The sequence below is a fragment of the Sphingobacterium populi genome (assembly GCF_001586775.1).
Lineage (GTDB): Bacteria > Bacteroidota > Bacteroidia > Sphingobacteriales > Sphingobacteriaceae > Sphingobacterium > Sphingobacterium populi.
Map to the genome: position 1 here is coordinate 202,466 of NZ_LQXS01000003.1, position 25,524 is coordinate 227,989.

A 25,524-nucleotide genomic window follows, 5' to 3' on the forward strand; every position below is an offset into this window, starting at 1 on the left:
CTAACATATGAAACAACTAAAAATAATATTCATCGCCTTCCTAAGTTTGACGATGCAGCACAGCTATGCGCAAGTACAACCGGTCGCTATGGATAGCTTGACTAACACGATTGAAAGAGAAATACGTACGGCTATATTGGAGAAAAAGGGTTTTAGCGGTCGGATCACTTTTGAATTTAATAAAAATAAATCGAGCAACTTGTTCATCCGTGTTGTACCAGCATACGCAATAGATAGTGCCGTGTTGAACACTATTGCTGATGCCGTACCACCATCCTTGTATATCGATCGCGACAGTTTGAGTGTGAGTGCTTCGTACCAGTTTGATGAATATACCGGTGAACTATTTTTTACATCTTGGCAGAATGATTATCTAATTCATAAAGTTTTTGGAGGGCACAATACACTGAATGTAGAATCTCCAGGCGGCACAGGGATGTTCATGAGAAGATGGGTCAATTACGTGCATCAACTTATGCCGTCCGTAGATACAACTACGAAATACATAACAATGGGGAAAATACGTTGGTTGAGCTTCGATCTAGATCTGGACGGTAAGATTATCCTAAGCGATACTAATCCTTCAGACTCCATCTTATCTACCTTTTTTAAAACCGAAAGATCATGGAAACCGAGTATACATCATGGTCGTAGGGTACGTATGCGTATATCATTGTCTTTGCCAGAGAAGATTTCACATTTGTACCTAACACATTGGGATTCTGATATGATTTGCAATCCTGTGATGGAAGAGTATGCACATAAATTATATCATAAAAGAATTTTTGTAGAGGATTACGCTATGCCTACTCGTGATGGACTAAATGTGATATCCATGATTAATAATCGTGGCAAGATGGCATCTGTGCGCTATCATAAAGGTGATTTAGAGGCTTGTAAAGACATGGAAGAGCAAATACGAGAAGCAGATATAATAAAAGACTATCGCGAATCGTATTTCCCATATTATAATCGACTATACTTTTACACCTATCAAGATTAATCGACCTACCGCGCCTATCAATATCAAACTATAACTTATTCAGCAAGAAAGGATTTTTACAAACTTATGCTATACAAAAGACAGAAATAGCATACATTGAAGTGTTTTTTCAGAAAGAACAATCGCTCCATTAAGCATTCTGTATGGCAACAAACAAAAACAATAATAGTACTTCGCAAATCAATACAACAAAGCCAAAAGCTTTTTACCATGTGGATATTGTTGTTATCGGTGCGGGACAAGCCGGTTTGTCAGCGGCATATTATTTAAAAAAGTCTGGTATTGAACCCGGCAAAGGTTTCGTAATCATCGATGATGAATCGGGGGCTGGCGGCGCTTGGCAACATCGCTGGGATTCTTTAACGCTAGATAATGTCAATGGCATCAACGATTTGCCCGGCTTATCTTTTGATGAGACAGTCAACACAACAGATAAAACTTTGCTGGCCTCTGTGGCCTTGCCTCGCTATTATGCAGCGTACGAAAAAACATTTGAACTGCCTGTCATACGACCACTCAAAGTAACCAATGTAACTGAAAGAAAAGACCGCTTTCTCATTCATACAGATGGCGTGCAGTTCAGCGCCAAAGGCATCATCAATGCAACAGGAACTTGGAAAACACCACGAATACCAATCTACCCAGGATCGGAACTATTTAAAGGCCAGCAACTGCACACCGTAGATTATAGAAATGCGCAAGCATTTGAAGGCAAGCATGTCATCGTCGTCGGCGCAGGAATTTCTGCCATCCAACTACTTCGAGAAATATCCGAAGTCACCGAAACTACTTGGGTGACGCGAAGACCGCCCGAATTCAAAGATTTTGATTTCAATCCAGATTTAGGTCGTGAAGCGGTTGCTATGGTCGAAGCTCGCGTGCGTGATGGCTTACCGCCGCGCTCTGTCGTGTCGGTCACGGGTTTGCCGACAACGCCTGCGATTCGCGGTATGATGGACAAAGGGATTTTGGATCGAAAACCGATGTTTGATAAAATTACCGAGCGTGGTGTGCAATGGGCCGACGGTACCACGCTGGATGCGGATGTAATCTTTTGGAATACGGGGTTTCATCACTCGCTGGATCATTTGGCGCCTTTACATTTGATGAACGATCAAGGTGGAATTGTGATGTCGGGAAAATTGGCGACTCAAGTCGCGCAGGATCATCGCATACATCTTGCTGGATACGGCCCTTCTGCCTCTACCATTGGGGCTAATAGAGCGGGACGCGTGGTCGCTAGTGAATTGATCGAAACACTGGGTTTGTAGTATGTAATACGTCGTGCAGGCAAAATCACTTCGTGAATTGCTTAGATTATTTTTCGATCTCATCGAGCAGCAGTTATCACAATGCTCATATATAAAGGGAATATATCTTGCAGAATTATTTTCGACTATTCATTTATTTACTTAATCCTCGTGTTATCCAATATAATTGTTAATCTGTTTTTCCTGACGCAAACAATTACATGCTCACCTGGCTTGAACCCCGCTTCTTCCAACCATTTTCCCTCTAGTCTAATTTCTGGAACAGCAATATTATCCCAGCGCCTACTGCGAAATTTACAATGTATTTTCAGTTTTCGTGTGGGTTTCATTAAGTGTGTTCGTTATTGCGAACATAAGATATGGATTATATATGGATATTCGTTATAGTGAACACGATAGAAGAGAAATACTTCAAAAGTATGGGGCTCAAGATTAAAGAGTTGAGGGAAGAGAAAGGGCTCGACCAAAAGTCGTTTGCCTTCTATTGCGAGATCGGTAGAACCCAACTGCACATGATTGAAAACGGTAAAACCAATCCTCGTCTAAGTACACTCCTGAAGATCGCTACAGCTTTAGAAATTTCAGTTTCAGAGTTGGTGGAGGGGAAGTGATAGCCGCAAGCCCACTGAAAATGTAAATTTCTTTTGCCAAGTCGTTGATAGTTTGATATAATCCCTATTAGTCATTTGGATTCTTTATTCGAAATAACAGCACCAACACATATATTTGCAATAGAGTACTCTTCTAGCTGTTGTTTTTTTTAGTTTCTAAAACACTTTTCTTGGCGTTTACAGGGTGGTTAATTGGTGAAGGAATCTGAAAGTTTATATGAGTAAACTGCTGCTTGATATAAGGTCATATTAAAGATCTTAACTTATTATAATTCTAGCCTAGATAAATACCCTTTGTTTAACGATAGGATCTTTATTTAAGAAATTTTCTAATTCTAAAAATGCATAACCTAACTGGTTAGGCTTTAATTTTATTTGAAATGCATAGCTGTCGGCAAGGTAAGTGGCAAGTTTAAAAAGATCATCACTATCCTTTAACTTAATAATATCGGTGTTAAATTCACCAACATGAAAATTTAAAATCTCTTTAAAAATAGCTTGGATAAGAAGCTTGTCAGAAAACTCCTCGTCAGCCAAAAACAGGTCTGCCCAAGGTAATGTGTCATTTATTGCCTCTTTTAAACTATTGTCCTTCGAAATTAGAAATCGATATTCGAATCGATAAGAATTGTATTCGTATAACCTGTGTACTACCTCGGCAGGATTGTTACAGTTTTCATCGCTTATTATTAATGTGACACTATAGCTTTGAAAAAAATGAGAAGATTCAATTTCGACATATAAGTATTGGTCCTTTTTCACCAGAGCCTTCACCTCCTTAATTGAATTTCGAAGTTGCCATAGTTTATATTCGTATGTGTTTTTATAAAAGGTTAAACCTGCTAATCTTTCAGAAGATTTCTTATCAACAATGTTTTGTAGAGGTATTTTTAATTTAAATGATTTAGAGGTAAGTATTATTGTGCTTGAATTTACATTTTGCCAGTATGCTCTGTTCAGTTCTTTATCATAAATGATTACAAACACAGGTATTGAATAGTTCTTCCAATAATCGACATGTTTTTTAGAACCTCGGTATGTCAAACTATTGTTTGACTTTTCTTTAAAATAACTTTTCCCAGATTTCACTTGGATTCCGAATAACTTTCCCGTTGGAACATAGATTTTTAATGTCACATCGTATTTTGTCAGTTCTATAAATCCATCTATGCCGAAATCATTTATTGGTTGCTCTCGAAAAATCCATTGTAGTTTTTCGCTAAAAATCTTCGCTACGGAATAAATGCCAATTCTTTCCTCTACATTATAGACCATTGAACAGTTTTTTTCTCGTGATAAAACAATATGAGATATTTAAGAATGTAAAATATATAAAATTTAATAATCAATTCTCTGAATAAAATTTTTAAGTTGATTTGTCGTGGTTTAGTCTTTATTTTGATTGCCAACACTGCATTTTCTTATGCTAAGCTCCCAATGTTGAAATAGTAAACAAGAGTATTGTGTGCTAAAATCATAATATCACCCCCCCCAACAAAAAAAAGAGACGCTTCTCAGCATCTCCTTTTCAAAATATCAACTTAAATCACCAGGCTTAAGCCCAAAAAACTTACTCTTCCCAGCGAACTTTTTCTGCGATAGGAGAGCGCACTGGTTCGCGCTCATGTGCTGTATCCGCATAACCAAGGTAGAATAAACCAATACATTTTTGTTTTTCTTCCAATTGTAGAAAATCGCCCATGTGGTTGATCAAACCTGGAGAAGCCCAGTAACCGCCGATGCCAATTGAGTGGCCAGCTAACCATAGGTTTTGCACCGCACAAGCCGTCGCAGCTAACTCTTCCCATTCTGGCAATTCGCCGGTGTAGTTCACCACGATCGCGATTGCTACCTGAGCAGTAGTCGCTTTTTTGGCCATATTTACTTCCGTTTGCTCGGCATATTTCTCCGCAGGCGTTACCTGTTTGTAAATGCGCGCTAGCTCTGTACCTAAACGCTCCAAGCCAGCACCTTTGAATACCACAAAGCGCCAAGGTTGCGTTCTTTTGTGCGTTGGTGCTGCATTTGCCGCTTCAAGCAATAGCTCGATATCTTCGCGGCTTACTTCTTTATCTAAAAAACTAGGTTGCATCAAGGATCTTCTGTTCTGGATCGCCTGCAACACGTCATTGGTTTTACTCATCGTACGTTGTTGTATGTATGTTTAAATATTATTTTATCAATTACGCGCGCTCTTCCCAAAGTGCGACAATATGTAAAATCGTTTTCACTGCCTGCTCCATATCTTGGCGCGATACCCATTCCTGTTTGCCGTGAAACGCATGTCCGCCAGCGAAAACATTCGGGCACGGCAATCCCATAAACGACAAACGAGAACCGTCGGTACCACCACGAATGCTACGACGCTCGGGTTCCATACCCGCGCGACGAATCGCTTCTATGCCTATTTCCATGATTTGCGGATGCTGATCGAGCACTTCTTTCATGTTGCGGTATTGTTCCTGTACGTCGATTTGGTACGTAGCTTTCGGATAGTTGGCGATGACCGATTTTACGATATCTTCCACCTCTTTCTGGTGACTGTCCAACAAAGCCGTGTTATGATCGCGGATGATAAACTCAATCGTCGCTTCTTCCACTGTTCCACTGATTCTGTTCGGGTGTACGAAACCTTCTTTTCCGCGCGTCGTCTCCGGCGATAATCGATCATTCGGCAACGCCGCAATAATATCCGTCGCGATCTTTACCGCACTTTGCATCTTTCCTTTAGCGAAGCCAGGATGTACTGATACGCCTTGAATCGTGATGGTCAACCCGTTTGCGCTAAATGTTTCATCTTCGATTGTTCCGGCACGTTCGCCATCCATCGTGTAGCCAAAATCGGCACCGAGCTTGGCGATATCTACGTGGTTGACGCCGCGGCCAATCTCTTCATCGGGCGTGAATAAGATTTTGATCGTGCCGTGTTTGATTTCGGGGTTTTGCATCAGCAAGCGTGCGGCATCCATGATTTCGGCTACGCCGGCTTTATCATCGGCGCCCAACAAGGTTTTGCCACTGGCTGTAATCACATCGTTGCCGATCTGATTCGCCAAATCCGGATGATCTGCAAAGCGAATAACCACGCTCGGATCATCAGGAAGCACTAAATCCGTACCTTGATAATTGGTATGAATTAGCGGTTTTACCTGTGTACCCGAACTATCAGGCGAAGTATCTACGTGCGAGCAAAAACAAATCACAGGAATTTGCTTGTCTGTATTGCTTGGAATGGTCGCATACACATAGCCAAACTCGTCCAAATGCGCATCGCTGATGCCCAGATCCAACAATTCTTGCACTAATATCCTACTCAAATCTTTCTGCTTTTCCGTAGATGGAAAGCTTGTCGCATAAGGATCGGATTGTGTATCTATCTGTACGTATCGCGTGAAGCGATCCGCAACTTCATAGGTGGTAATGTCGTTTATTGTCATGTGTTTTTATTGTCTGATGCGCGCTTTCAGCGGATGCAAAATGCCGTTTTGTCAATCCCTGTTTTGCCACCGATAATTGCTATCGGCAGAATAAATGCGCTGCTTTCAAAATTAAGATTTTATAACGGAAAACAGGTCATCTGCCGTGAAATGAAAAAGGCTGCCGGAGTCTTTTCCTCTGGCAGCCTTCCCGTTAATGTATATTCGTTTACTTCACCATTTTCAACGCCAATTCTGGCTCATCGGTGGTGATGAAATCGATCTTTTGATCGATCAAGAATTGGATATCTTCTTGCTTATTAGCTGTCCAGGCATTGGTTTTCAGTCCCAAAGCTTTAAACTCCTGAATCCAAGTTGGATTTTTTTGGAATAAGCTGTAATGATAATCTACGCCCGTCAGTTTTGCATCTTTGATTTGCTGTGGAGATTTGTCGCCCGTCAGATAATGTACCGGGATCGTCGCATTCAGTTCGCGAAATTTCAGACAGGCTTCATAGTCGAAAGAGATGATTTCGATACGATCTTGTGCTTTTAGTTTTTTAATCACCGCTAATACCATCGGCACAGCATCTTGTGTACGCGCTTTGCCCAAACTGCTTGATTTTAACTCCAAGATGAGTTTCAAACCTTTTAATTTCAGTCCCGCTTTTAGGTATTCTTCTAGCGTAGGAATGTATTCGCCATTCGGGTGTGTTTTTGTGCGCAATTCGGCGTGCGTGGCTCCGGCGATGTCCATTCCGTAGAAGTCAGCATCGTGGTTTACCACCAATACATCATCTTTGGTGAGGTGTACATCAAATTCAGATCCCCAAACTTTCAGCGCAGCAGCTTTTTGCAGCGAAGCAATGGAGTTTTGAGGTAAATTATCTTGTTTCCAAGCTCCGCGATGGGCAATTACTTTCGTTTGCGCGATCGCAGATAATCCCATTACCGTCATGACCAATAAGGATAAAAAGTGTTTTTTCATGTGATTGTGTTTTATGCATCAGGGTTTGGCATCCCGATGATTGCTAAGATAACAATCCCATATTAAAAGCATATTAAATCAGGCGGCGCTTAAGCCAAACCATCCCATTCTGCATAAAATTGTTGCAAAAATCCTTCCATATACTGGTGCCGTTGAGCGGCAATGCGTTTGGCAGTTTCGGTATGCATCTTATCCTGCAACAACAGCAATTTTTCGTAGAAGTGATTGATCGTCGGCGCCGTCGTATTTTTGTACGCCTCTTTACTCATGTTTTGTTCTACTGGAATCGTGGGGTTATAGATTTCCCGATTCTTAAAACCGCCATAATTAAATGCACGAGCAATGCCAATCGCGCCGATCGCATCCAGGCGATCCGCATCGCGCACCACACGCAACTCGGGCGAATCAAAGGTGATCTCGCCCAATGAAGCTTTGAAAGACATATTGAGAATGATCTGCTGCACATGCTCGATAATCGCCGCATCCACACCTTCTTTACGGAGGAATTCGCCAGCAATGCGCGGACCAATGCTTTCATCGCCGTTATGGAATTTGCTGTCGGCAATATCGTGCAACAGCGCCGCCAATTCGCAGATCAATGGATCAGCTTGTTCCGTCTGCAGAATCAATTTGGTATTGTTCCACACGCGCAATATATGCCACCAATCGTGGCCAGACTCTGCGCCTGACAAGGTGTGTTGCACGAAGGCAACCGTTCTTTCGATGATATCCATATATAACGGTGAGTTGCGAATTAATCTTTAGAACCTTCGTACAATTCGTACTGCAACAAGCGGCAATCCAACTTTCCGTTGAAGAATTCAAATCTACGGGAAGCTTTCAGGCCAATTTTTTTGGCTAGATCGGGATTTCCGGTGAAAATATAACCGCGGTATCCTTTGCAGGATTGTTTTAAGAAATCGCCAATGCGTTTGTAAGTTGCTTCCAGTTTGAAATGCGTTCCCAAACGTTCGCCGTATTCAGGGTTGAACATGATGACGCCTTTTTCTTCTGGGACGGTGGTTTTTTCAAAATCTCCCGTCTCAAACTGAATCAAGTGCTCCACACCAGCTGTGCGCGCATTTTGGCGCGATACTTCCACCGCTTCGGCAGAGATATCAGAAGCCACAATCACCGGCATGATCGCTTTGTCCGATTGTTCTTTCAGTATGCGGCGTTCCTGAAAAAATACTTCTTCATTATAACCAATCAGGTGCATAAAGGCATAGTTCATGCGCAATAATCCCGGTCTGCGATTTTGCGCAATTAACGCCGCTTCGATGGCCAAAGTACCTGATCCGCACATTGGATTGATGAAAGGCGATTTTCCATCCCATTTGCTGGCCGCGATGGTCGAATAAGCCAAGGCTTCCAACATCGGCGCTTTTCCAGGGATTTTACGGTAAGCGTGTTTCGCTAATGTTTCACCGGAAGTATCAATAAATATTTCTGCACGCTCTTCCATCCAGTGTAGGTGGATCACGGCTTTGTCCAAGCCCGGCCCAGAATTAGGGCGCATGCCTTTCTTATCCTTGATACGATCTACGATCGCGTCTTTTACTTTTACATTGGCAAATAATGGCGTCGTAACGGTCTCATTATGCACGTGCGAAGTGACGGTAAAGTAGCCATCAAAAGGCAGGATTTCTTCCCAGGCAATCTTCACCAATTCGTCGTACAATTCCTTCGGATCGCTAGCTTTGAAAGAGCGTAATTGGTACAGCACTTGGCTGGCAGCGCGTAGGTTGAGGTTGAGTTTAATGCACTCATTGATAGAGGCTTTGATCTCCACGCCGGTGTTGAAAGGACGTACTACTTTAAAGCCCAATTCTTCTACTTCTTCTTGTAAATAGGGCGATAAACGACGATTACAAGTGATTATTATCTTAGCCGGTGTGTTGAAAACTTCCATCATATTTGTGCAAAGTTAGGGATTCTAAGACGTAAAAAATGTGTAATTTTAGGGTTTAATAATTTTGACTATGGAAATAAGAGGAAAAGTTCACGAAATTGGTGGCATTCAGCAAGTAACGGAGTCGTTTAAGAAGAGAGATTTGATCGTTGCACATGCGGAAAATCCACAGTTTGTGGAATACATACGTTTTGAGGCAACACAAGATCGGGTAAACATCTTTGATAACCTGACAGTGGGAGAGGATATTGAGGTATCATTTAATCTACGTGGACGTCCTTGGACAAATAAAGAAGGCGTAACAACCTACTTTAACTCCTTGGTCGCATGGCGCGTAACCAAATTGGCAGGAACAGCAGCCGCTGCGCCTCAGCACAATGTTGGTGATATGCCTCCAGTAGACATTTCTTCTTCCGGCTCGGACGACGATGATTTGCCATTCTAAGGAAGGCAAATTGATAAAAAGGCGAATATCCCACGATATTCGCCTTTTTTTTTGGGTGCTTCACCGATCTTTTCTACCGCGTGACCGATTCGGCTTCTTGAAAATCACCAACAGGACGTATCTTGCATCAACATAAATTTTAGACTTGGATATTTACCCAGTATATTTATATAAAAATAATAGCAAATACTATGGGATGGGCGACAAAAAAAAGTAGGGTATGGGAGCTAAGGCAACTTACGTTGACTTTCCTATCTATCCTGATGTTTGTACCGTTCTTACACATCCATCCGTTTGTGATGATGAGCCAAGCGTCGAAGAGCAAAGTACGCGTTTGGTATGCGATGGCTTGGGTGCTTCTGGCCGTTGAAGTGGCGCTCTTTGGTTCTTTCATTTACTTTTTCGGTTCGTTTAGCCGAGGCATGTTGCTCACCATCGCGGGATCTTCTGTTTCTTATATTGTGGGAAATGGGATGTTGCTCAATCAGGCAAAACCTTTTCTACAGCGATTGGAGCTGAGTGAAGTGCGCCCACTAAAATGGATCAGTAGCCCGAACGGGCAAAAGCAACGCGAGTTGAAAGCTCCGGTGCTCGATACACCGCAGTTGTTCATCGAACGACTATTGTATTGGCGCAAGCAGATCAATAATCGCGTGCTGCATCAGGATATTGACAAGATCATTCGTCTGTTTCATCTGATGGAAAAGAAAGACATGCGCGAAGCGGAAAAATTTCTCGTACGGCACTCGACCGTGGTCAATGTATTGATCCAATACGATGAATTGGAAAACTCGAACCTGCGCAACGCAGTAACGGATAAATCGAAAGAAAAGCTGGTACATGTGGTGCGGCAAGCTGCAATAGCGATCGAACAGGAGGTAACCGAGCAGTTCCGAATGGGCATGCTGGAAATATCCGCCGAGACGGATGTGTATCTACAAACATTGAAAAGCAGAAATCTATTAAAAGATTAAAAAAGTATAATTATGGCAGAATTGGATTTAGCACAGTACGGCGGTGATAGCGAAAAGCCGAAAGACACGTCGATGGATATGTCGGTGAACTTTTCGGACGAAGAACGCACCAAAATAGCACAGTATAAGGATAAAATTAACCTGACATCCACGATGGATATCATCCAGTATGGTGTCGGCAGTCAGTCGCAAGTGGGTAATTTCTCCAGCGAAATACTAAAGCAGGTGCGTACCAAAGATATGGGTGGTGCAGAAGATATATTGATTAACCTGCGGTCGGATATTCGATCATTTGATGAGAATACCCGCAAAAACCGTTGATTCCTTTTTTTGACAATTTGAAGAAACGCATCAGCCGGATCAAGACGGAATATGCATCGGTGGAGAAGAATATTCACCAGATCGAACTGAAATTGGAAGGGCATTATAAGAATGTAGCCAAAGATGTAGTGATCTTCGATAAACTATTCACCCAAAATCAGCAATATTTCAAAGATCTTTCTTTGCATATTCAGGCCGGAACGGAGAAGTTGCAAGAAGCGCATGAGGTGATCTTGCCGAAATTGCGCCAAGAAGCGGAAAGCAGCAATGATCAGCACAAGATCCAAGAATATAAAGATATGGAGCAGCATATTGTGCGCTTCGAACGCAAAGTGCACGACCTGAAATTAACACGTATGGTCGTGTTGCAAAATGCACCGCAGATCCGCATGATTCAGAGCAACAGTAGCGCTTTGATGGAAAAAATTCAGTCTAGTTTGGTCAATACCTTGCCATTGTGGAAGAACCAAATGGTGCTTACCTTAGGTATTGCGCATTCGCAGCGCGCTTTGGAAGCACAAAAGGCGGTGACCGATGCCACCAATGAATTATTGCGACGTAACAGTGAGATGCTCAAAGAATCGACGATTCAGATCGCGCGCGAAACCGAGCGTGGCATCGTAGATATAGACACGATCAAGAAAGCTAATCAGGATATTATTGCTACGATCGATGAGGTGTTGCGTATTCAGCGCGAGGGCCGCGAGAAACGTAAAGTTGCCGAAGGCGAATTGGTGCAAGCTGAAAACGACTTGAAAGCACACATCTTAAAATCGTCCGATGAGGATCGGCTGATTAATTAAGCGATATTAAAACAAGAAAGCTCCCGATTCGGGAGCTTTCTTGTTTTAATATGGATTGGTAGTTTTTTACACTATAATTATTAGTTTCCTGTGCTTTTATTCCGTTGTCTTTTTCAGTAGGATACAAAAAGCTTATTTGTTAGCATTAAGTAGCATTGTTATTGTGTTGTTTTTAGATTCAAATATTTTATCTAATGGCAGCTTTTTATTCTTAATTGCTTCAGATTGTGCTTTTTCGAAGGCTGGTTCAAACTCTTTAAAGTCATTTACAAATTTTAAACTTTGCAAGCTGGTTTGGTCAAATGCGCTTTCGACTTTGATAATAAGACCAGGAAGTCCGCCAAATATTTCTGGACCAGAGTTGACTGGAATTTTTTCCGTGAACCAAACCTCACATTTTCTTAAATTTTTAGAAATGGCTTTAATGCATTCGTAATTTCCAATTTTGCGCTTTTCATTTGTTATTTCCCATTTTACCTCATTCGTTTTTCCATTGAAATAGTGTGTATTACCTACGAAATTTTCTTTGCCAAAAATCGATCCCTCTTTGTCTTTAGCTGCAAAATCAAAATTCCCTCCTGCATTTACGCCTTTTATGGTAGAGGCAGAATCTAAACGGTACAAAGAGGTGTTGTTTTCTGTGTCGTAAATCAAGGTAAAGTAGTAATTATGTTTACTTATTTGATTCATGGCTTTATTAAATTCGTCTTTATCAGAAATTTGCTTTTTCAGCATATCCACCACTACCGTAGAAGCTGGATTTGTAATGTATTTGGCAATTAGAAAACGGTGTTCTTGAGCTTTTAAGGAAAGTGCCGAAAAGATAGTTAGTAACAATCCTAAGACTGAAAGACTGTGGAATACTTTTGATCGTTTTTTCATAATCATACTGTTATTAAAAGTGAAAAATTATTGGTTAATTGAATCTATATTTGAAGAATGCCAACATATATCTGATGGCTTGGTTATTAGTCACGACTGTATTAATACCCTGATTAATGGTGACGTAATTGTTAAAAGCTGCGTTATCAAAAACCGGTAAAAAATCGTCGATGTTTCTCCCCCGCAAACCGACGCTATATTTTTGTTTGCGATATTCTAGATGTATCGCGACATTCTTGCGATCAAACCGATTGCCATACAGGTTGTCTATCCAATACAGAAAATCAACTCGACCTTCAAAGTTTCCTTTTCTAGTGATTAATTCTAAGGAAGATTTGAAGGATTGCGCGTCAAAAACCTGATCTAATGACGACACGGAGAACAAGTTCCCGTTGCTCTTAATCGCAAAATTGAACCATCCCGGACTTAGCGACTCGAGCTTTACGGCCACTTTGGGACCGCGCTGAGTCATGACAAATTCTTGTTCCGCATTAAAAGCGGTGTTTCGCATGCTTTGATAACCAAGATCTCCGGACAACGTCAGAGGATAGCTACTAGACAATACGCGTCTTGCTATATTAACACTAACGGCAGTCGACTGTACTCGTGGTATTATACGTGTTTCGAAATAGCGAATTCCAGTATCATCTACCCTCAAAAAATTTTGCCCTAAGTTGTTTTGATAATTGTCATGACTAAGTACAAATCCCCAAAACCTTCCCGTAAATAAGTTGGTATAGTTGTAGCCGATCTTGTATTTATCTTGAAAATTTATACGATCGAGCAAGGCACTATTTCCCAAGGTTAAGTCCATATAGTTTTCGATCCGATCTGTAGCAAAAGCAAAGTCATTTACTCGATATTTTCTTTCTACGTTTGCAGACCAGCGATACAATCTTTTGTCATAACTCACCGTTATGCTATATGGCCTAATGAATTGCGATGTGTTATTAATTGTATATATATTAAGACTGAACGCCGCGTAGTAATTGATATACTTTGCTAGCTCTTGCCCAGAAGCTCCCAAATTGACCTGCTGTAAAAATATATCACGGTGGTATCTTCTATCCGATTGAATTTCAGATGCACTTTGATTGGAGTATCTCGTTTGGTAATCCAGCCAAGGCATAAAATACTGTCGGTGTTTGTATTGTAATTTTGAAGAAGCTGTCCAGTCAGATGTCACGAATTCTGGCTGTCTAAAAAGTAGCGATTCGTTGGGTTGAAAAATTTCGCGCCGGTCATTGGTATTGACATGTTCAAATACGAAACTATTGTCTAACAATACATTTTGCCCAAACCGCTGCGAATGATACACTTCTTGAAAGACCCGCACGTTGTTCGTATTTCCATTAGCGCTTAATAGATTAGTAGCCGAGATGCCATTGTTGTATAAGCTGGACAGGCTATTCCGCTCATCTTGCTGCCATATTGCGTTGATATTTATACGATAGCCCAACAACATGTTGTCTCTAGCTTTCCAATCTATATAACTCTTATTCAAAATAGCGTCAAAATTATCTAAGCTGTTATTCTCCTGAGACAGTAACAGATTGCCTTCTGGAGTTATGTTATTAACACTCTGTGTCGCGCTGCGATTATTTGATAAATAATAAGTAACGGTATGTATGCGGTAATTCTCTTTTTGATGCCGAAATGTCGCCGTAGAAGTAGATCTGAAATCTTTAGACCGCGCGATGTTACCATCAAATAATTTGTTTATCAGACTTTTTTCAATTTCAGAATAAACATCGTTGCTATCGAACATTTGGTTGACCTCATTCAATTCAAGGTTTTGAGCTCCGAAATTATTGGTACTGTGTGTGAAAAAGGTATTGATTGGTTTGGAGAAATACATTAATCGCCCTCGTGCTTCGTATTTGTCGGATATACCATACGCTCCTTCCGCTTCTCCAAGGGCTATATTTCTCATGTCTTCTTGCGTGTTTATGTTTAGGAGCGTTTCTCTTTTATCTTCAAATCCCAATGTAAATTGATCCTGAAAGTTATTGCGTACGCTGATATCTTCTACCATGCGTTTTTCTAAAGATTCTAATGCAATTTTATTTTGGTTGATGAAGGCAGGCCTGTTATTGATGTTTATCTTATCTATATTTTTTCCTTTGTATAAAATAGCGCCTTCATCATTAACTGAGAAAGCAGGGTGCTTAGATAAAATCTCCTGCAAGGTGCTGTTATCGTTTAATCCGAGGTCTTCGATCTCAATAGCTACAGAATCAGGTTCCGTATTGAATCTTTGCACTATAACCTCCTCCATAATTTTAACATCTAGATATAGTACAAAATCCTTTACGAAGTTTTTATGACTATCTATTTCTAAGGCGTGCTTTTGTGCTAAAAATCCAACAGATCCGACGGTGATTTTAATTTTATCGATAGTCATAAATTTTACAAAGTAAGCACCATCTTTATTACTTATTGTATGCTGAATAATTTTATCATCGTTCTTAGAAATTATAATTGTAGCCCCTGCTATAGGATTACCTTTGAGATCTTTAATACTACCACGGATTTCAGTGTAGCTTTGAGCGAAACCCGAATTAGTAATGAGTACTAATGTCAAAAAATGTAATATATTATAACAGTGATTCACTATTTCCTTGTGCTTTTTGTTTTCACTTTATAGAAATGGATTGAAATTAATTGATGCTTAGAGCTTTTTTTAATTGCCTAGCTACATTATCCTAAAAGATTTGTTGGCTATTTTAAGTAGTATGAATCTTAATGTAAAGTATAATATTGCTATTAAAAAGATTACAAGTGGATAGAACCAAAAGTGGAGAACTTCCGTTAATCCTTCAGTTTTAGAGGTGAAGCCAAAAGATACAAATCTATGTCCGTTATGAAATAAACCTGTTTTATCTGGAAAAAAGAGCTTAACAAATAGTAAGATTGATGTAGAAAATATCACGATATAAATCACGAAAAAACTAGTAAAAAGTATGCTTTTTTTTGCTAATCGATACAAATGCTTTGTGATGCCGAATAACCTGTTCTTGTTAAGTGCATGGTCAAGTTTATTGAGCTCAGTAAATTCGTGTAGATACGCACCTGGATCTCCTAACTCAGACAGTGTTTTTTGTAACCTTTCTATCTCTGTACCAGTATCATTTGTAAAGGATTCATAAATATGATTATTTATTTGCATCATAATATCATCTCTAATGTCTTTTTTAATGTCTTTTAATGACAAAGAAACATTCTCTAGATAAGCTATATACATCTTTAGAGCCTTGCTATCATCAAATTGTATACTCTTCATGATTTTTTGTTCAAGTGCGAAAATTTATTGTAATATTCATCCATTGTCATTAGTACCCTTTCACCTTCCTGAGTCATCTTATAATATTTTCTAGGTATTCCGTGATTTTGCTCGATCCATTTAAACTCTAAAAGATTTGCCTCATACATTCTGATGAGCATTGGGTATAATGTTCCGTCTGTGATGTCCAAAGAATATGAGTTGTTAATGGATTTTAAAAGTTCATATCCGTATTTCTCATTTTCTCTCAATTGCTTAAGAACTAGATAGGGAACGATCCCTTTTTTAAATTGCGAGAACCAATTTAGTACGTATTCATTGTCCATGAATCAAATATAAAGAAATATATTATAATACAATGTATTTTATTATCTATAATAATTTTAAAATATTTAATAAAGAAATGTTTGGTGATTTGGGAGGCGTGTATTTCAGTGTGAGTGATATTTTATTTCTGGAGTAATCTTTGGTTTATTAACATAATTTAAAGGAATAAAGTAATTAAGCCAAGCTATGAAATTCAGTAGAATCATTATGAGGGCAAACGTTTGTAGTTGCATATAAATACCTATAAATGTGTGCATTATCAAAGCAAAGAGTATGATGAGACTTTTGTAAGGCTTTTTTGTATATACCATCAAGGGGAACAACACTTCTGTAGCTACAATTAACAATCCTGAGAATATAAAAAAGATGTTATAGTTTATTACGTATTTTAGCAATTGGGGTGAGTAAACGTTAAATACAGTCCATACGGCTTCACCATTAAACCAATCAGTTCCCAAAAGTTTTCCAAAACCCGAAAAAAAGTAGATAATGCAAAGGTGTATTTGAGTTAACCTGAGGGTAAAAGAGAAAAGCACTTCGAAATATTTTTTTTGTAGAATTGTCTTTGTACAAAACAAAACATTTAAAAAGAGTACAAAGGTTGTTAGCGAATCTCCTCCATGACTTGCCAGATAAGATGATGAATTGATAATTAGCTGTCCTAAGTAGGCTATTATTGCAAAAGTAAATACTTTGTAATTTATTAAGATCATGGCTAGGGAGAAAATGTAAACAGACATGATTATCCATAATGACTGACTGTTATTCATGCCTATTACTGATAGCAGATCAGTGATGTCTGATATAGAAGGTGTATATTTGCCTGTAATTCCGGTCGAAAGTTTAGAGCTTATTAATCCATTTTTACTATAAAGTTCAAATATGTCATCCTTTATAAGGTAGATGTTGAAAAGGCAAACTAGTGCGATCGATTTCGAATATATACTTACAGGTATTTTCGTAGTGTAACAAAATAGGAAAGCATTTAAGTCTTTATAAATTTTGGTGTTTGATACTTTATTCATGAGTAGGATTTATAATAGTGAATGCTTTTATGTTTTTATATAGCGATGGTTCTTTTTTATTTTTAAGACTCGGCATCTTCTCATATTCAATAAATGCCTCTATTTTGGATAATTCAGGGTGCTGTGTAAACAGTCTTGATGCAGTTGGTAATACTATTTGGTTCCTAATTTCTTCACTCTCTAAATGAAGTAAAAGGAAGTAAGTCATAACTAGCAGTTTGCTTTTTGTTTCAACATTCTTTATAGGGATTTCTAACTTTTGTTTCCCATTGTAAAAAGAAAGACAAGCTGTTACTGAAGAGACATTAGGTGAGAAAAAGGAATATCCCCTATTTGTGCCTGTATAAACTCCGTATAAGTTTGTTGCTTGTAGGGGGAGAATTGTGAGATTTTTCTCCAGTTTTTTTCCATTTTCTCCTATGAATAGCTTTCCAAAGCTATTTATTTTATTTTCTTCATTGTTTAATTTTAAAGCTGTTAATCCTAAAATATTAAACCTGATTGACGATATCAAATGAAATATTATAAGTGCTAGCAGAACGATTTTTGTTCTATTCATATCTTTTTCCTTTATAACACTAATAAAAGCCGATATATGTATATATATCGGCTTTTTGAATCAAGTATTCGCACAAGAATACCTTCAAATTTTAGTTGCTTTAGGTGGTTTAGTAATGTACTACCAAAACATAATCTGAACCAAAAGCGAAATACCAATCAGCAGCAGTCATATTGATTAAATCGTCTTCCATAGTAACATGAAGATCACTCGCGTTGATGACTTTAGCTTGAGCCTCTGACTGAATAGTCCCGAAAGCAATTAAACCAGCTGCTACAGCTAGCCCAAAGAAAGGTTTTAATGTTTTTTCATAATTTTATTTAATTACCTATAAATATAATTAAATAAAACGACAAGAATGCACTGTTTATTAGTTGCTTACATTTTTGGAGCGATTTATCTACAAGTGCATAAATAAGTCAATACAGCAAGTCGACCAATTGTTTGGCTTCCTGCACATCGTGTACGCGGAGCAATTGTACACCGCGTTCCAGCAGTAAAGTATTGAGTGCAATGGTGCCAGTGAGTGCTTCCGCTGGTGAAAGACCTAATCTGCGATAGATCATCGATTTTCTAGAAATACCGCCTAAGATGGGTAATCCATGATAATGTAATTCTGCCACGCGCAATAGCAATTCGTAATTCTGAGCGGATGTTTTGGCGAAGCCAAATCCCGGATCAAGAATAATGTCGCGCACGCCTAAAGCGCGTAGGGATGTGATAGCATTTCCTAGTTCCACGGCAACATCATTCACGATGTCCTTATAATCGGTGTGCTGCTGCATCGTATCTGGTGTGCCACGCATGTGCATTAATATATAAGGCACTTGCAGTTTGGCCACGGTGGCAAACATGCGCTCATCTAATTGTCCGCCCGATACATCGTTGATGATGTGTGCTCCTGCGCCGATCGCTTCCTCGGCTACGCGCGAACGATAGGTATCGACCGACATAATTGCTTCTGGAAATGCTTGACGAATAGCGCAAACCACTGGAACGACGCGATTCAACTCTTCCTCCTCGAGCGAGAGCGCTGCGCCGGGGCGCGTGGATTGTCCACCAATATCGATGATGTCTGCGCCGTCATTTAAGAGCTTTTCCGCATGGTGCAATGCAGCGGCTATGGTGGTATTTTGTCCGCCATCGTAGAAGGAATCGCTCGTGAGGTTAAGAATTCCCATAATTTTGGGAAGTTCGAAACTCATCAACTGGCCGCCTATACGAATGCTCGGAGCGAGATGTGTGGAGAAATGCTTCATCGTTTATTTGACCACCACGACGCCATCTGCAATAAATGTAATGTCGCGTTTTGGTTTTTTGATCGCAGCGATTTCTTTGTCACTTTTGCCCAAATCTTTTGCATCGTGCTGCAGCTTCGCTACGGTGGTTTCTTTTACTTTACCTTTGCCTTCCAATACAACAGTTTTGCCGACGATATCCTGCGGCATAAAATAACCGTAATCTGTGAAGCGAACCATGATGGGTTCAGCATTACCTTCCCGTTTCAACGTGATAAAGCAGCCTTTTTTCTTGCACACCTGCACGACTTCGCCTTGCACTTTTCCGCTGAAATCATTGGATTTGGCCAGCGCCGTTTCTAAGGCTTTTACAGAGATCGCGCCCTTAGATTCTACTTTTTTACCATACTGTACGCCTGGCTGTGCAGCCAGAATATCGGCTTGTTGCGCAGATCCGATCGTGGCGAATGCCACAACGCTGAATAATAAGGTGAATAACTTTCTCATATTTCGTGATGTTAAAAAGTACTATTTGCGAATGAACTCAAATTTGCCGCTAGGATCCAGTTTAATAATCATGGAAGGCTCACGCTCTTCCGTATCTTGCTGACCAAACTGCACCACATAATCTGCTCCGTCGGTAATTTCGGGAGATATATCCATGAAATTGCGCGGAGAAGGTTGACCGCTAAGATTTGCTGAGGTAGAAATGATCGGTTTGCGAAAGCGCTGTAATAATTGTTGGCAAAACGGATGATCTACTACGCGAATACCCACTGTGCCATCGGCAGCCATTACATTCGCGGGCAAGTTCTTTGCCAAGGAATAGATGATCGTGAGCGGACGATCCGTCACCTCGATCAATTGATACGCCACGTCTGGAATATCGTTGACATATCCCGCCAATTGGTTGTCATTGTGTAATAGCAAGATCATGCTTTTGGCTTGATCGCGTCCTTTCAGCGCAAACACCTTTTCTACCGCTTCTGGGTTGGTCGCATCACAACCAATTCCCCAAATGGTATCTGTAGGATACAAGATGATGCCGCCAGCCTGCAAAGTTTCCAATGCTTTGGAGACATCATCCCGATCTACATATGTATTATTTTGTCGCATGTATTACTTATACCGCTACGTTGTGATCGCGCAAAGCATCGTTCAACGAAGTTTTCTTGTCTGTAGACTCCTTACGCTTACCGATGATCAAAGCACAAGGTACTTGATATTCGCCTGCTGGGAATTTCTTAGTGTACGATCCTGGAATCACCACTGAACGCGCAGGAACGAAACCTTTGTATTCTACCGGCTCATCGCCAGATACATCAATGATTTTGGTCGATGCGGTCAATACCACATTAGCACCTAAAACTGCTTCCGTTTCAACGCGAATACCTTCTACTACAATGGCGCGAGATCCAATAAATACGTTGTCTTCAATCACGACAGGAGCTGCTTGTACCGGCTCTAAAACGCCTCCAATACCAACACCGCCAGATAAGTGTACATTTTTGCCAATTTGAGCACAAGAACCAACCGTTGCCCAGGTATCTACCATCGTACCTTCATCTACATAAGCACCAATGTTTACGTAAGAAGGCATCATGATCACACCTTTGGCTAAGTAAGCACCATAACGTGCCGAAGCTCCAGGTACGACGCGCACGCCTAACTCTTTATAATTCGTTTTCAACGCCATTTTATCGTGGTAGATAAATGGAGCGTTTTCGATCACGCTCATTTCACGAATCGGGAAGTACAAAATTACGGCCTTCTTGATCCAGTCATTCACATGCCAACGCGTACCAATTGGTTCTGCCACGCGCAATTCACCCAAATCCAAACGCTGAATCACGGTGTGAATGGCTTCAAAATATTCTTTATACTCCAGAAGCTGTCTGTTTTCCCAAGCCTCCTCAACTAATTTTTTGTAATTCTCTAACATGGATTGTCGTATTCTAAAACTATATTATTACTTGTACTACAAAGATGTCAAATTTTAGCGAAAAATTGTGCTAAGCGATCTGTCAAAATAGGTTAACGATCCTCTCATTTTACGCTTGTTGTGCTGTGATTGGGAAGAGGTAATGGCTTGCTTGCATTTAAATCATAGGATAAGTAAGTTTGCATATGGCAGAAGCATCCGAAAAATTACGTATTGATAAGTACCTGTGGGCGATTCGCATTTTCAAAACCAGAAGTTTGGCGACAGAGGCTTGTAAGGCTGGGCGCGTGAAGCTGAAAGGGCAGAATGTGAAACCTTCGTACGTAGTGAAAGTAGGAGAAACGTTTTCTATCCAAAAAGGAATCGAACGCAAGGTCATCCTCGTGACCGGATTATTGGAGCGACGCGCCGATGCCACAACCGCTCAGAAACATTACGAAGATCATACGCCAGAAGAAGAAACGTACGCGTACAAATCGGCTTTCCATGCGCCGATATTAAAGCGAGATCGCGGAACGGGGCGTCCGACCAAAAAAGATCGTCGGGAAATAGATGACTTGCAAGATGATTGGAAAGAAAGTGATTCGTCGGAGTAGGGTCTTACCCCACCAAATCTATATAGTTTATCATTTTAAATATTTGATAGTTAATTAGTTGATTGCGCAAAAAAGAAATAACTTCGCCGTTGATGATGGAGTTTTTCGCCTATGCTTTAGCTATTTTAATTGGGGTTTCGCTGGGTCTTATAGGTAGCGGAGGATCAATATTAACGATACCGATTTTAGTCTATTTCCTTGGAATCGATCCGCTTACGGCCACGGCGTATTCCCTGTTTATCGTGGGTACGAGTGCTTTAGTCGGTGGACTACGCAAGGCCTTTGAGGGCATGGTCGATTATAAAACCGTCGTGTATTTTGGCATTCCTTCCATCTTCATGGTCTTAGCTACGCGTACCTTCATCATGCCCAGCATTCCACCGGTATTATTTGCAGATACGCTATGCGCGCTGTCCAAAGAAACTTTTGTGATGGTTTTGTTTTCATTGGTGATGTTGTTGGCATCGTTTTCCATGATTCGCAATCGGCCACAGGAAGATTTCGTACAGCATCAGCAATTCAATTACCTGACCGTATTCTTCAAAGGCATTGTCTTAGGTTTGGTGACCGGAATGGTCGGTGCTGGAGGCGGATTTTTGATTATTCCCACCTTAGTAGTTTCCGCTCGGATGGAGATGAAACGCGCGATTGGTACTTCGTTGTTTATTGTTGCTTTTAATTCCTTGATAGGATTTTTGGGTTATTGGGAGATCGACGATCATCCCATCAATTGGCCGCTGTTACTGTTATTCTCCTTTCTATCCATCTTAGGTATTTTTATCGGAGCACGGATTGCAAAAGAAATCGATGGTCAAAAGTTGAAGGTAGGCTTTGGATGGTTTGTACTCTGCATGGGCATCTATATATTTGTTAGAGAAATGGTTTTATAATTAAGGGAATCTGGTATGTTTTTTCAGCAGGTTTATGATAAGAGTCTGGCGCAGGCCAGTTATATAATAGGTTGTCAAGTCAATGGCGAGGCGATCGTGATCGATGCTAAGCGGGATGTAGATACCTATGTGGAGATTGCGAAGCAAAATAATCTCCGAATTACCAAATTGGTAGAGACCCATATTCATGCCGATTTCCTGAGTGGAACGCGGGAGCTGGCCGCCATTACTGGCGCTACCATGTATCTTTCGGATGAAGGCGGAGCTGACTGGCAATACCAATTTCCACATCACGGCTTGAAACATGGCGATGTCATCACGTTGGGCAACCTGACGTTTGAAATACTTCATACGCCGGGTCATACCCCAGAAAGTATTAGCTTACTGCTCATTGATCATCCTGCTACCACTCATCCAGTGATGATCTTCACTGGCGATTTTGTATTTGTGGGTGATGTTGGACGGCCAGATTTATTGGAAGTGGCTGCTGGAATTGCCGGAACAAAAGAATGGGGCGCAGCCCAGATGTACGCTTCTTTACAACGTTTCGTCAACCTGCCAGATTTTGTGCAGGTATGGCCTGGCCATGGTGCCGGTTCTTCTTGCGGAAAAGCTTTAGGCGCGGTGCCGAACAGCACTGTTGGATATGAGAAATTGCGGAACTGGGCTTTGGAAGAATCCAGTGAAGAAGACTTCGTTACAAGATTACTGGATGGTCAACCAGCCGCGCCGACTTATTTCAAAGAAATGAAGATGCGCAACAAAGGCGAACGCCCTTTGCTACTAGAAGTGCCTGCAATACCGAAACTTTCTCTGGAAGAATTCGAAACGTATCAAAAGCAAGATGCGCAAATAGTAGATGTGCGCAATAAGCTTGAATTTGCAGCAGCTCACGTGCCGAAGACGTTGAACATACAGCTTAATAATTCCTTTGCTACTTGGTGTGGTTGGATGTTGAATTATGAGCAACCTATTGTCTTAATCATCACAGAAGAACAATTGGAAGACGCGCTTCGCAAACTGATGCGCATTGGTATGGATCACGTCGCAGGATTTATTGAACCGTCGGAGGTAGCATCACTGGCCACGGCAAAGACAGAAGTAATAGATAAAGCGCAGCTGAAGCAATTGATTGATGCCGAACCGAACTTGCAATTGCTGGATGTGCGCAATGCCGATGAATATAAAAAAGGACATATTGACGGGGCACAACATATATTTGTAGGCACGATGGCTAAACAATTGACACAAATTTCAAAAGAGCGTCCTATTGCGCTACATTGCCAAAGTGGTGACCGCGCAGCGATTGCTTCTTCTTTCTTGCAAGCAAAGGGATTTACGAACCTGAAAGTGTATTTTGGAGGAATGAACGATTGGACAAAAACAGCGGAATAGCCATGAAAGGGTTTGGGTTTATTTTTCTGATACTGCTTTTTGTCGGACAGGCAAAAAGCCAAAACCTAGACTCCGTGCAGTCGGCTTTAGATGAGGTGATGCTGCGTGCCGACCATTATGAAGCCATCAAGAAGAAGCATATTCAAGCTATTCAGCAGGATTTATCTCGTGCGGGCAATGACTTATCCAAGCAGTATGATTATAATACACGCCTATACGAAGCCTATCGGAAATATCAGATCGATTCTGCGGCGCTGTACATAAAGCAGAATGTAGCTATCGCCGAAAAATTGGACGACGAGTTTAAACGGCAAGAATCGCAAATTGCGATGTCTACATTGTTGTCCGCAGGTGGAAAGTTTGTCGAAGCCAAAAAACTGCTAGACGAGTTATCTCAGCGCGGCGTACCTCAAAACTTAGCGGAACGCTATTATCAAGCCATGCTGACATTCTACAGTAATTATGGATTGAGCAGCAACAACCGCGCGTATTTTCAGGAAAGCGAGCGTTACCGCGATTCCATGCTTTCTGTTATGGAACCGCAATCGCTCCCGTATCAGGTAGCTTGGGTTACCAAAACGGTGTATGCTAAAGATTATGCCGCGGCCAAGCCAGTTTTGCATCATTTATGCGATAGCTTGGATGATGCGCACCAAGATCGTGCTTTGATTACCTATTTGCTAGGATTGATCTACCGCGAAACGGGCGATATGAAAGCACAAACAGCTTATTTTGCCATGTCGGGCATTGCCGATATCAAAAATGTGATCCGTGATAATGCGTCCATGCAAAGTCTGGCGTTGAGCTATTATGAGCAAGGCGATGTAGATCGCGCGCGATTGTATATCGAACGCGCTATTAATGATGCGGTATTCAGCAATGTGCGATTCCGCACCATCGAAAGTTCCACATTTTATCCCATTATCCACGCCGCATTTATTGATAAAGAGAAAGAGCAACAGCGACAACTGCTCCAGCTGTTGATCGCCATCAGCTTACTTTCTGTCGTGCTGCTGGGCGGTGTGCTATTCATTTACCGACAAATGATTCGCCTGCGGCGCGTTCGAAAAGCATTGGATCAAACCAATGACCAATTGCGGGAGCTCAATCTCCAACTCCTATCGTCCAACACGCGATTGCAGGAGTCCGATCATATTAAGGAAGCCTACATTGCGCAGTTTTTCGATATCTGCTCCACCTACATCCACAAGATGGATGTGATGCGCAAAGAGATTTTGAAAAAAGTCGTGCAACAAGATACGCGAGATCTTAAAAAAGAATTGCAATCCAGCGATTATCTCAAAGCAGAGCTGGAAGATCTGTATACCAACTTCGACATTATCTTCATCAATCTATATCCCACCTTTGTGGCCGAATTCAACAAGTTACTATTGCCTCCAGAGCAGATTGTGTTGAAGGACAACGAACACCTCAACTCGGAGTTGCGCATCTATGCGCTGATTCGCCTCGGCATTACCGATAATGCGAAGATTGCAGGTTTCCTACGTTACTCCCTACGTACCGTGTACAACTATAGGGTGAAGACCAGAAATAAGGTGGCCGGCGACAAAGATCAATTTGAAAAACTGCTCATGAATATCGGTAATGATGAGCTCAATACCACTTCTTCGCGATAATATCGA

27 protein-coding genes are annotated in these 25,524 nt (G+C 40.9%); 11 read left to right on the forward strand and 16 right to left on the reverse strand.

Features of this window, described 5'->3' with window-relative positions; genetic code table 11:
• Window positions 1-7 precede the first annotated feature (7 nt).
• The gene (locus A0125_RS08625) at window positions 8-1,003 is read left to right on the forward strand and encodes a hypothetical protein (RefSeq protein ID WP_066754646.1); all 996 of its coding nucleotides are present in this window, start codon (window positions 8-10) and stop codon (window positions 1,001-1,003) included.
• Window positions 1,004-1,146: 143 nt separating this feature from the next.
• Complete coding sequence (locus A0125_RS08630) at window positions 1,147-2,274, forward strand: NAD(P)-binding domain-containing protein (protein WP_082784975.1); 1,128 nt, start codon at window positions 1,147-1,149, stop codon at window positions 2,272-2,274.
• A gap of 137 nt (window positions 2,275-2,411) precedes the next feature.
• On the opposite strand, the gene A0125_RS16645 is transcribed toward A0125_RS08630, so the two are convergent.
• Window positions 2,412-2,603, reverse strand: coding sequence for a SymE family type I addiction module toxin (locus A0125_RS16645; RefSeq protein ID WP_082784976.1), 192 nt, complete (start codon window positions 2,601-2,603; stop codon window positions 2,412-2,414).
• Between the two features lie 30 nt (window positions 2,604-2,633).
• Here A0125_RS16645 and A0125_RS08635 point away from each other — a divergent pair, with 30 nt between their 5' ends.
• On the forward strand, window positions 2,634-2,885 hold the full coding sequence (locus tag A0125_RS08635) for a helix-turn-helix domain-containing protein (protein WP_197464835.1): 252 nt from the start codon (window positions 2,634-2,636) through the stop codon (window positions 2,883-2,885).
• Between the two features lie 279 nt (window positions 2,886-3,164).
• On the opposite strand, the gene A0125_RS08640 is transcribed toward A0125_RS08635, so the two are convergent.
• The 6 genes from A0125_RS08640 to A0125_RS08665 all read right to left on the reverse strand — a co-directional run bounded on the left by A0125_RS08640 (window position 3,165) and on the right by A0125_RS08665 (window position 9,201).
• On the reverse strand, window positions 3,165-4,160 hold the full coding sequence (locus tag A0125_RS08640; protein WP_066754651.1) for a DUF4365 domain-containing protein: 996 nt from the start codon (window positions 4,158-4,160) through the stop codon (window positions 3,165-3,167).
• Between the two features lie 295 nt (window positions 4,161-4,455).
• Window positions 4,456-5,028, reverse strand: a complete 573-nt coding sequence (locus A0125_RS08645; protein ID WP_066754653.1) for a nitroreductase family protein — start codon at window positions 5,026-5,028, stop codon at window positions 4,456-4,458.
• Window positions 5,029-5,068: 40 nt separating this feature from the next.
• The gene (gene pepT, locus A0125_RS08650) at window positions 5,069-6,322 is read right to left on the reverse strand and encodes a peptidase T (protein WP_066754655.1); all 1,254 of its coding nucleotides are present in this window, start codon (window positions 6,320-6,322) and stop codon (window positions 5,069-5,071) included.
• A gap of 208 nt (window positions 6,323-6,530) precedes the next feature.
• The gene (locus A0125_RS08655) at window positions 6,531-7,289 is read right to left on the reverse strand and encodes a glycerophosphodiester phosphodiesterase (RefSeq protein WP_066754657.1); all 759 of its coding nucleotides are present in this window, start codon (window positions 7,287-7,289) and stop codon (window positions 6,531-6,533) included.
• Window positions 7,290-7,378: 89 nt separating this feature from the next.
• Complete coding sequence (locus A0125_RS08660; RefSeq protein WP_066754659.1) at window positions 7,379-8,023, reverse strand: HD domain-containing protein; 645 nt, start codon at window positions 8,021-8,023, stop codon at window positions 7,379-7,381.
• Window positions 8,024-8,043: 20 nt separating this feature from the next.
• The gene (locus tag A0125_RS08665) at window positions 8,044-9,201 is read right to left on the reverse strand and encodes a THUMP domain-containing class I SAM-dependent RNA methyltransferase (RefSeq protein WP_066755688.1); all 1,158 of its coding nucleotides are present in this window, start codon (window positions 9,199-9,201) and stop codon (window positions 8,044-8,046) included.
• A 70-nt stretch (window positions 9,202-9,271) separates the two neighbouring features.
• On the opposite strand from A0125_RS08665, the gene A0125_RS08670 reads away from it, so the two are divergent.
• The 4 genes from A0125_RS08670 to A0125_RS08680 all read left to right on the forward strand — a co-directional run bounded on the left by A0125_RS08670 (window position 9,272) and on the right by A0125_RS08680 (window position 11,744).
• Complete coding sequence (locus A0125_RS08670) at window positions 9,272-9,646, forward strand: DUF3127 domain-containing protein (RefSeq protein WP_066754661.1); 375 nt, start codon at window positions 9,272-9,274, stop codon at window positions 9,644-9,646.
• Between the two features lie 191 nt (window positions 9,647-9,837).
• Window positions 9,838-10,620, forward strand: coding sequence for a hypothetical protein (locus tag A0125_RS08675; RefSeq protein WP_156472491.1), 783 nt, complete (start codon window positions 9,838-9,840; stop codon window positions 10,618-10,620).
• Window positions 10,621-10,632: 12 nt separating this feature from the next.
• Window positions 10,633-10,941, forward strand: a complete 309-nt coding sequence (locus A0125_RS16650; protein ID WP_197464836.1) for a toxic anion resistance protein — start codon at window positions 10,633-10,635, stop codon at window positions 10,939-10,941.
• Between the two features lie 17 nt (window positions 10,942-10,958).
• On the forward strand, window positions 10,959-11,744 hold the full coding sequence (locus tag A0125_RS08680; RefSeq protein WP_197464837.1) for a toxic anion resistance protein: 786 nt from the start codon (window positions 10,959-10,961) through the stop codon (window positions 11,742-11,744).
• 132 nt (window positions 11,745-11,876) lie between these two features.
• Here A0125_RS08680 and A0125_RS08685 read toward each other — a convergent pair whose 3' ends face one another.
• The 9 genes from A0125_RS08685 to A0125_RS08730 all read right to left on the reverse strand — a co-directional run bounded on the left by A0125_RS08685 (window position 11,877) and on the right by A0125_RS08730 (window position 21,000).
• Window positions 11,877-12,626 carry a GLPGLI family protein gene (locus A0125_RS08685; RefSeq protein WP_066754665.1) on the reverse strand — a complete coding sequence of 250 codons (750 nt, stop codon included), beginning with the start codon at window positions 12,624-12,626 and terminating at the stop codon, window positions 11,877-11,879.
• Between the two features lie 34 nt (window positions 12,627-12,660).
• Entirely contained in the window at window positions 12,661-15,240 is a 2,580-nt protein-coding gene (locus tag A0125_RS08690; protein ID WP_231863186.1) for a carboxypeptidase-like regulatory domain-containing protein, read from the reverse strand.
• A gap of 81 nt (window positions 15,241-15,321) precedes the next feature.
• Window positions 15,322-15,909 (reverse strand): hypothetical protein, encoded by a 588-nt coding sequence (locus A0125_RS08695; RefSeq protein WP_066754669.1) that lies wholly within the window; start codon window positions 15,907-15,909, stop codon window positions 15,322-15,324.
• Window positions 15,906-16,235 carry a PadR family transcriptional regulator gene (locus A0125_RS16655; protein WP_066754673.1) on the reverse strand — a complete coding sequence of 110 codons (330 nt, stop codon included), beginning with the start codon at window positions 16,233-16,235 and terminating at the stop codon, window positions 15,906-15,908. The genes A0125_RS08695 and A0125_RS16655 overlap by 4 nt, the downstream gene beginning before the upstream one ends.
• A gap of 1,018 nt (window positions 16,236-17,253) precedes the next feature.
• Complete coding sequence (locus tag A0125_RS08710; RefSeq protein ID WP_066754677.1) at window positions 17,254-17,820, reverse strand: hypothetical protein; 567 nt, start codon at window positions 17,818-17,820, stop codon at window positions 17,254-17,256.
• 419 nt (window positions 17,821-18,239) lie between these two features.
• The gene (gene folP / locus A0125_RS08715) at window positions 18,240-19,079 is read right to left on the reverse strand and encodes a dihydropteroate synthase (protein WP_066754678.1); all 840 of its coding nucleotides are present in this window, start codon (window positions 19,077-19,079) and stop codon (window positions 18,240-18,242) included.
• Window positions 19,080-19,082: 3 nt separating this feature from the next.
• Complete coding sequence (locus tag A0125_RS08720) at window positions 19,083-19,565, reverse strand: DUF4920 domain-containing protein (protein WP_066754679.1); 483 nt, start codon at window positions 19,563-19,565, stop codon at window positions 19,083-19,085.
• A gap of 21 nt (window positions 19,566-19,586) precedes the next feature.
• Window positions 19,587-20,174 carry an L-threonylcarbamoyladenylate synthase gene (locus A0125_RS08725; RefSeq protein ID WP_066754680.1) on the reverse strand — a complete coding sequence of 196 codons (588 nt, stop codon included), beginning with the start codon at window positions 20,172-20,174 and terminating at the stop codon, window positions 19,587-19,589.
• Between the two features lie 7 nt (window positions 20,175-20,181).
• The gene (locus tag A0125_RS08730) at window positions 20,182-21,000 is read right to left on the reverse strand and encodes a 2,3,4,5-tetrahydropyridine-2,6-dicarboxylate N-succinyltransferase (RefSeq protein ID WP_066754681.1); all 819 of its coding nucleotides are present in this window, start codon (window positions 20,998-21,000) and stop codon (window positions 20,182-20,184) included.
• Window positions 21,001-21,185: 185 nt separating this feature from the next.
• On the opposite strand from A0125_RS08730, the gene A0125_RS08735 reads away from it, so the two are divergent.
• The 4 genes from A0125_RS08735 (at window position 21,186) to A0125_RS08750 (ending at window position 25,518) form a co-directional block, all read left to right on the forward strand.
• Entirely contained in the window at window positions 21,186-21,596 is a 411-nt protein-coding gene (locus A0125_RS08735; RefSeq protein ID WP_066754687.1) for an RNA-binding S4 domain-containing protein, read from the forward strand.
• A 92-nt stretch (window positions 21,597-21,688) separates the two neighbouring features.
• The gene (locus A0125_RS08740; RefSeq protein ID WP_231863187.1) at window positions 21,689-22,486 is read left to right on the forward strand and encodes a sulfite exporter TauE/SafE family protein; all 798 of its coding nucleotides are present in this window, start codon (window positions 21,689-21,691) and stop codon (window positions 22,484-22,486) included.
• Window positions 22,487-22,501: 15 nt separating this feature from the next.
• Window positions 22,502-23,881: an MBL fold metallo-hydrolase gene (locus tag A0125_RS08745; RefSeq protein ID WP_066754689.1), complete on the forward strand. Its 1,380-nt coding sequence runs from the start codon at window positions 22,502-22,504 to the stop codon at window positions 23,879-23,881.
• Window positions 23,882-23,883: 2 nt separating this feature from the next.
• The gene (locus tag A0125_RS08750) at window positions 23,884-25,518 is read left to right on the forward strand and encodes a DUF6377 domain-containing protein (RefSeq protein WP_066754691.1); all 1,635 of its coding nucleotides are present in this window, start codon (window positions 23,884-23,886) and stop codon (window positions 25,516-25,518) included.
• Window positions 25,519-25,524: the final 6 nt, after the last annotated feature.

Bases quoted from the DNA above. Each gene is read 5' to 3' on its own strand.
- A0125_RS08655 (WP_066754657.1), bottom strand. From the start codon at position 7,289: ATGAAAAAACACTTTTTATCCTTATTGGTCATGACGGTAATGGGATTA.
- A0125_RS08725 (WP_066754680.1), bottom strand. From the start codon at position 20,174: ATGCGACAAAATAATACATATGTAGATCGGGATGATGTCTCCAAAGCA.
- A0125_RS08710 (WP_066754677.1), bottom strand. From the start codon at position 17,820: ATGAATAGAACAAAAATCGTTCTGCTAGCACTTATAATATTTCATTTG.
- A0125_RS08750 (WP_066754691.1), top strand. From the start codon at position 23,884: ATGAAAGGGTTTGGGTTTATTTTTCTGATACTGCTTTTTGTCGGACAG.
- A0125_RS08640 (WP_066754651.1), bottom strand. From the start codon at position 4,160: ATGGTCTATAATGTAGAGGAAAGAATTGGCATTTATTCCGTAGCGAAG.
- folP (WP_066754678.1), bottom strand. From the start codon at position 19,079: ATGAAGCATTTCTCCACACATCTCGCTCCGAGCATTCGTATAGGCGGC.
- A0125_RS08645 (WP_066754653.1), bottom strand. From the start codon at position 5,028: ATGAGTAAAACCAATGACGTGTTGCAGGCGATCCAGAACAGAAGATCC.
- A0125_RS08630 (WP_082784975.1), top strand. From the start codon at position 1,147: ATGGCAACAAACAAAAACAATAATAGTACTTCGCAAATCAATACAACA.
- A0125_RS08720 (WP_066754679.1), bottom strand. From the start codon at position 19,565: ATGAGAAAGTTATTCACCTTATTATTCAGCGTTGTGGCATTCGCCACG.
- A0125_RS08625 (WP_066754646.1), top strand. From the start codon at position 8: ATGAAACAACTAAAAATAATATTCATCGCCTTCCTAAGTTTGACGATG.
- A0125_RS16655 (WP_066754673.1), bottom strand. From the start codon at position 16,235: ATGGACAATGAATACGTACTAAATTGGTTCTCGCAATTTAAAAAAGGG.
- A0125_RS08730 (WP_066754681.1), bottom strand. From the start codon at position 21,000: ATGTTAGAGAATTACAAAAAATTAGTTGAGGAGGCTTGGGAAAACAGA.
- A0125_RS08670 (WP_066754661.1), top strand. From the start codon at position 9,272: ATGGAAATAAGAGGAAAAGTTCACGAAATTGGTGGCATTCAGCAAGTA.
- A0125_RS08745 (WP_066754689.1), top strand. From the start codon at position 22,502: ATGTTTTTTCAGCAGGTTTATGATAAGAGTCTGGCGCAGGCCAGTTAT.
- A0125_RS08635 (WP_197464835.1), top strand. From the start codon at position 2,634: ATGGATTATATATGGATATTCGTTATAGTGAACACGATAGAAGAGAAA.
- pepT (WP_066754655.1), bottom strand. From the start codon at position 6,322: ATGACAATAAACGACATTACCACCTATGAAGTTGCGGATCGCTTCACG.
- A0125_RS08660 (WP_066754659.1), bottom strand. From the start codon at position 8,023: ATGGATATCATCGAAAGAACGGTTGCCTTCGTGCAACACACCTTGTCA.
- A0125_RS16645 (WP_082784976.1), bottom strand. From the start codon at position 2,603: ATGAAACCCACACGAAAACTGAAAATACATTGTAAATTTCGCAGTAGG.
- A0125_RS08740 (WP_231863187.1), top strand. From the start codon at position 21,689: ATGATGGAGTTTTTCGCCTATGCTTTAGCTATTTTAATTGGGGTTTCG.
- A0125_RS08695 (WP_066754669.1), bottom strand. From the start codon at position 15,909: ATGAAGAGTATACAATTTGATGATAGCAAGGCTCTAAAGATGTATATA.
- A0125_RS08685 (WP_066754665.1), bottom strand. From the start codon at position 12,626: ATGAAAAAACGATCAAAAGTATTCCACAGTCTTTCAGTCTTAGGATTG.
- A0125_RS16650 (WP_197464836.1), top strand. From the start codon at position 10,633: ATGGCAGAATTGGATTTAGCACAGTACGGCGGTGATAGCGAAAAGCCG.
- A0125_RS08735 (WP_066754687.1), top strand. From the start codon at position 21,186: ATGGCAGAAGCATCCGAAAAATTACGTATTGATAAGTACCTGTGGGCG.
- A0125_RS08675 (WP_156472491.1), top strand. From the start codon at position 9,838: ATGGGATGGGCGACAAAAAAAAGTAGGGTATGGGAGCTAAGGCAACTT.
- A0125_RS08665 (WP_066755688.1), bottom strand. From the start codon at position 9,201: ATGGAAGTTTTCAACACACCGGCTAAGATAATAATCACTTGTAATCGT.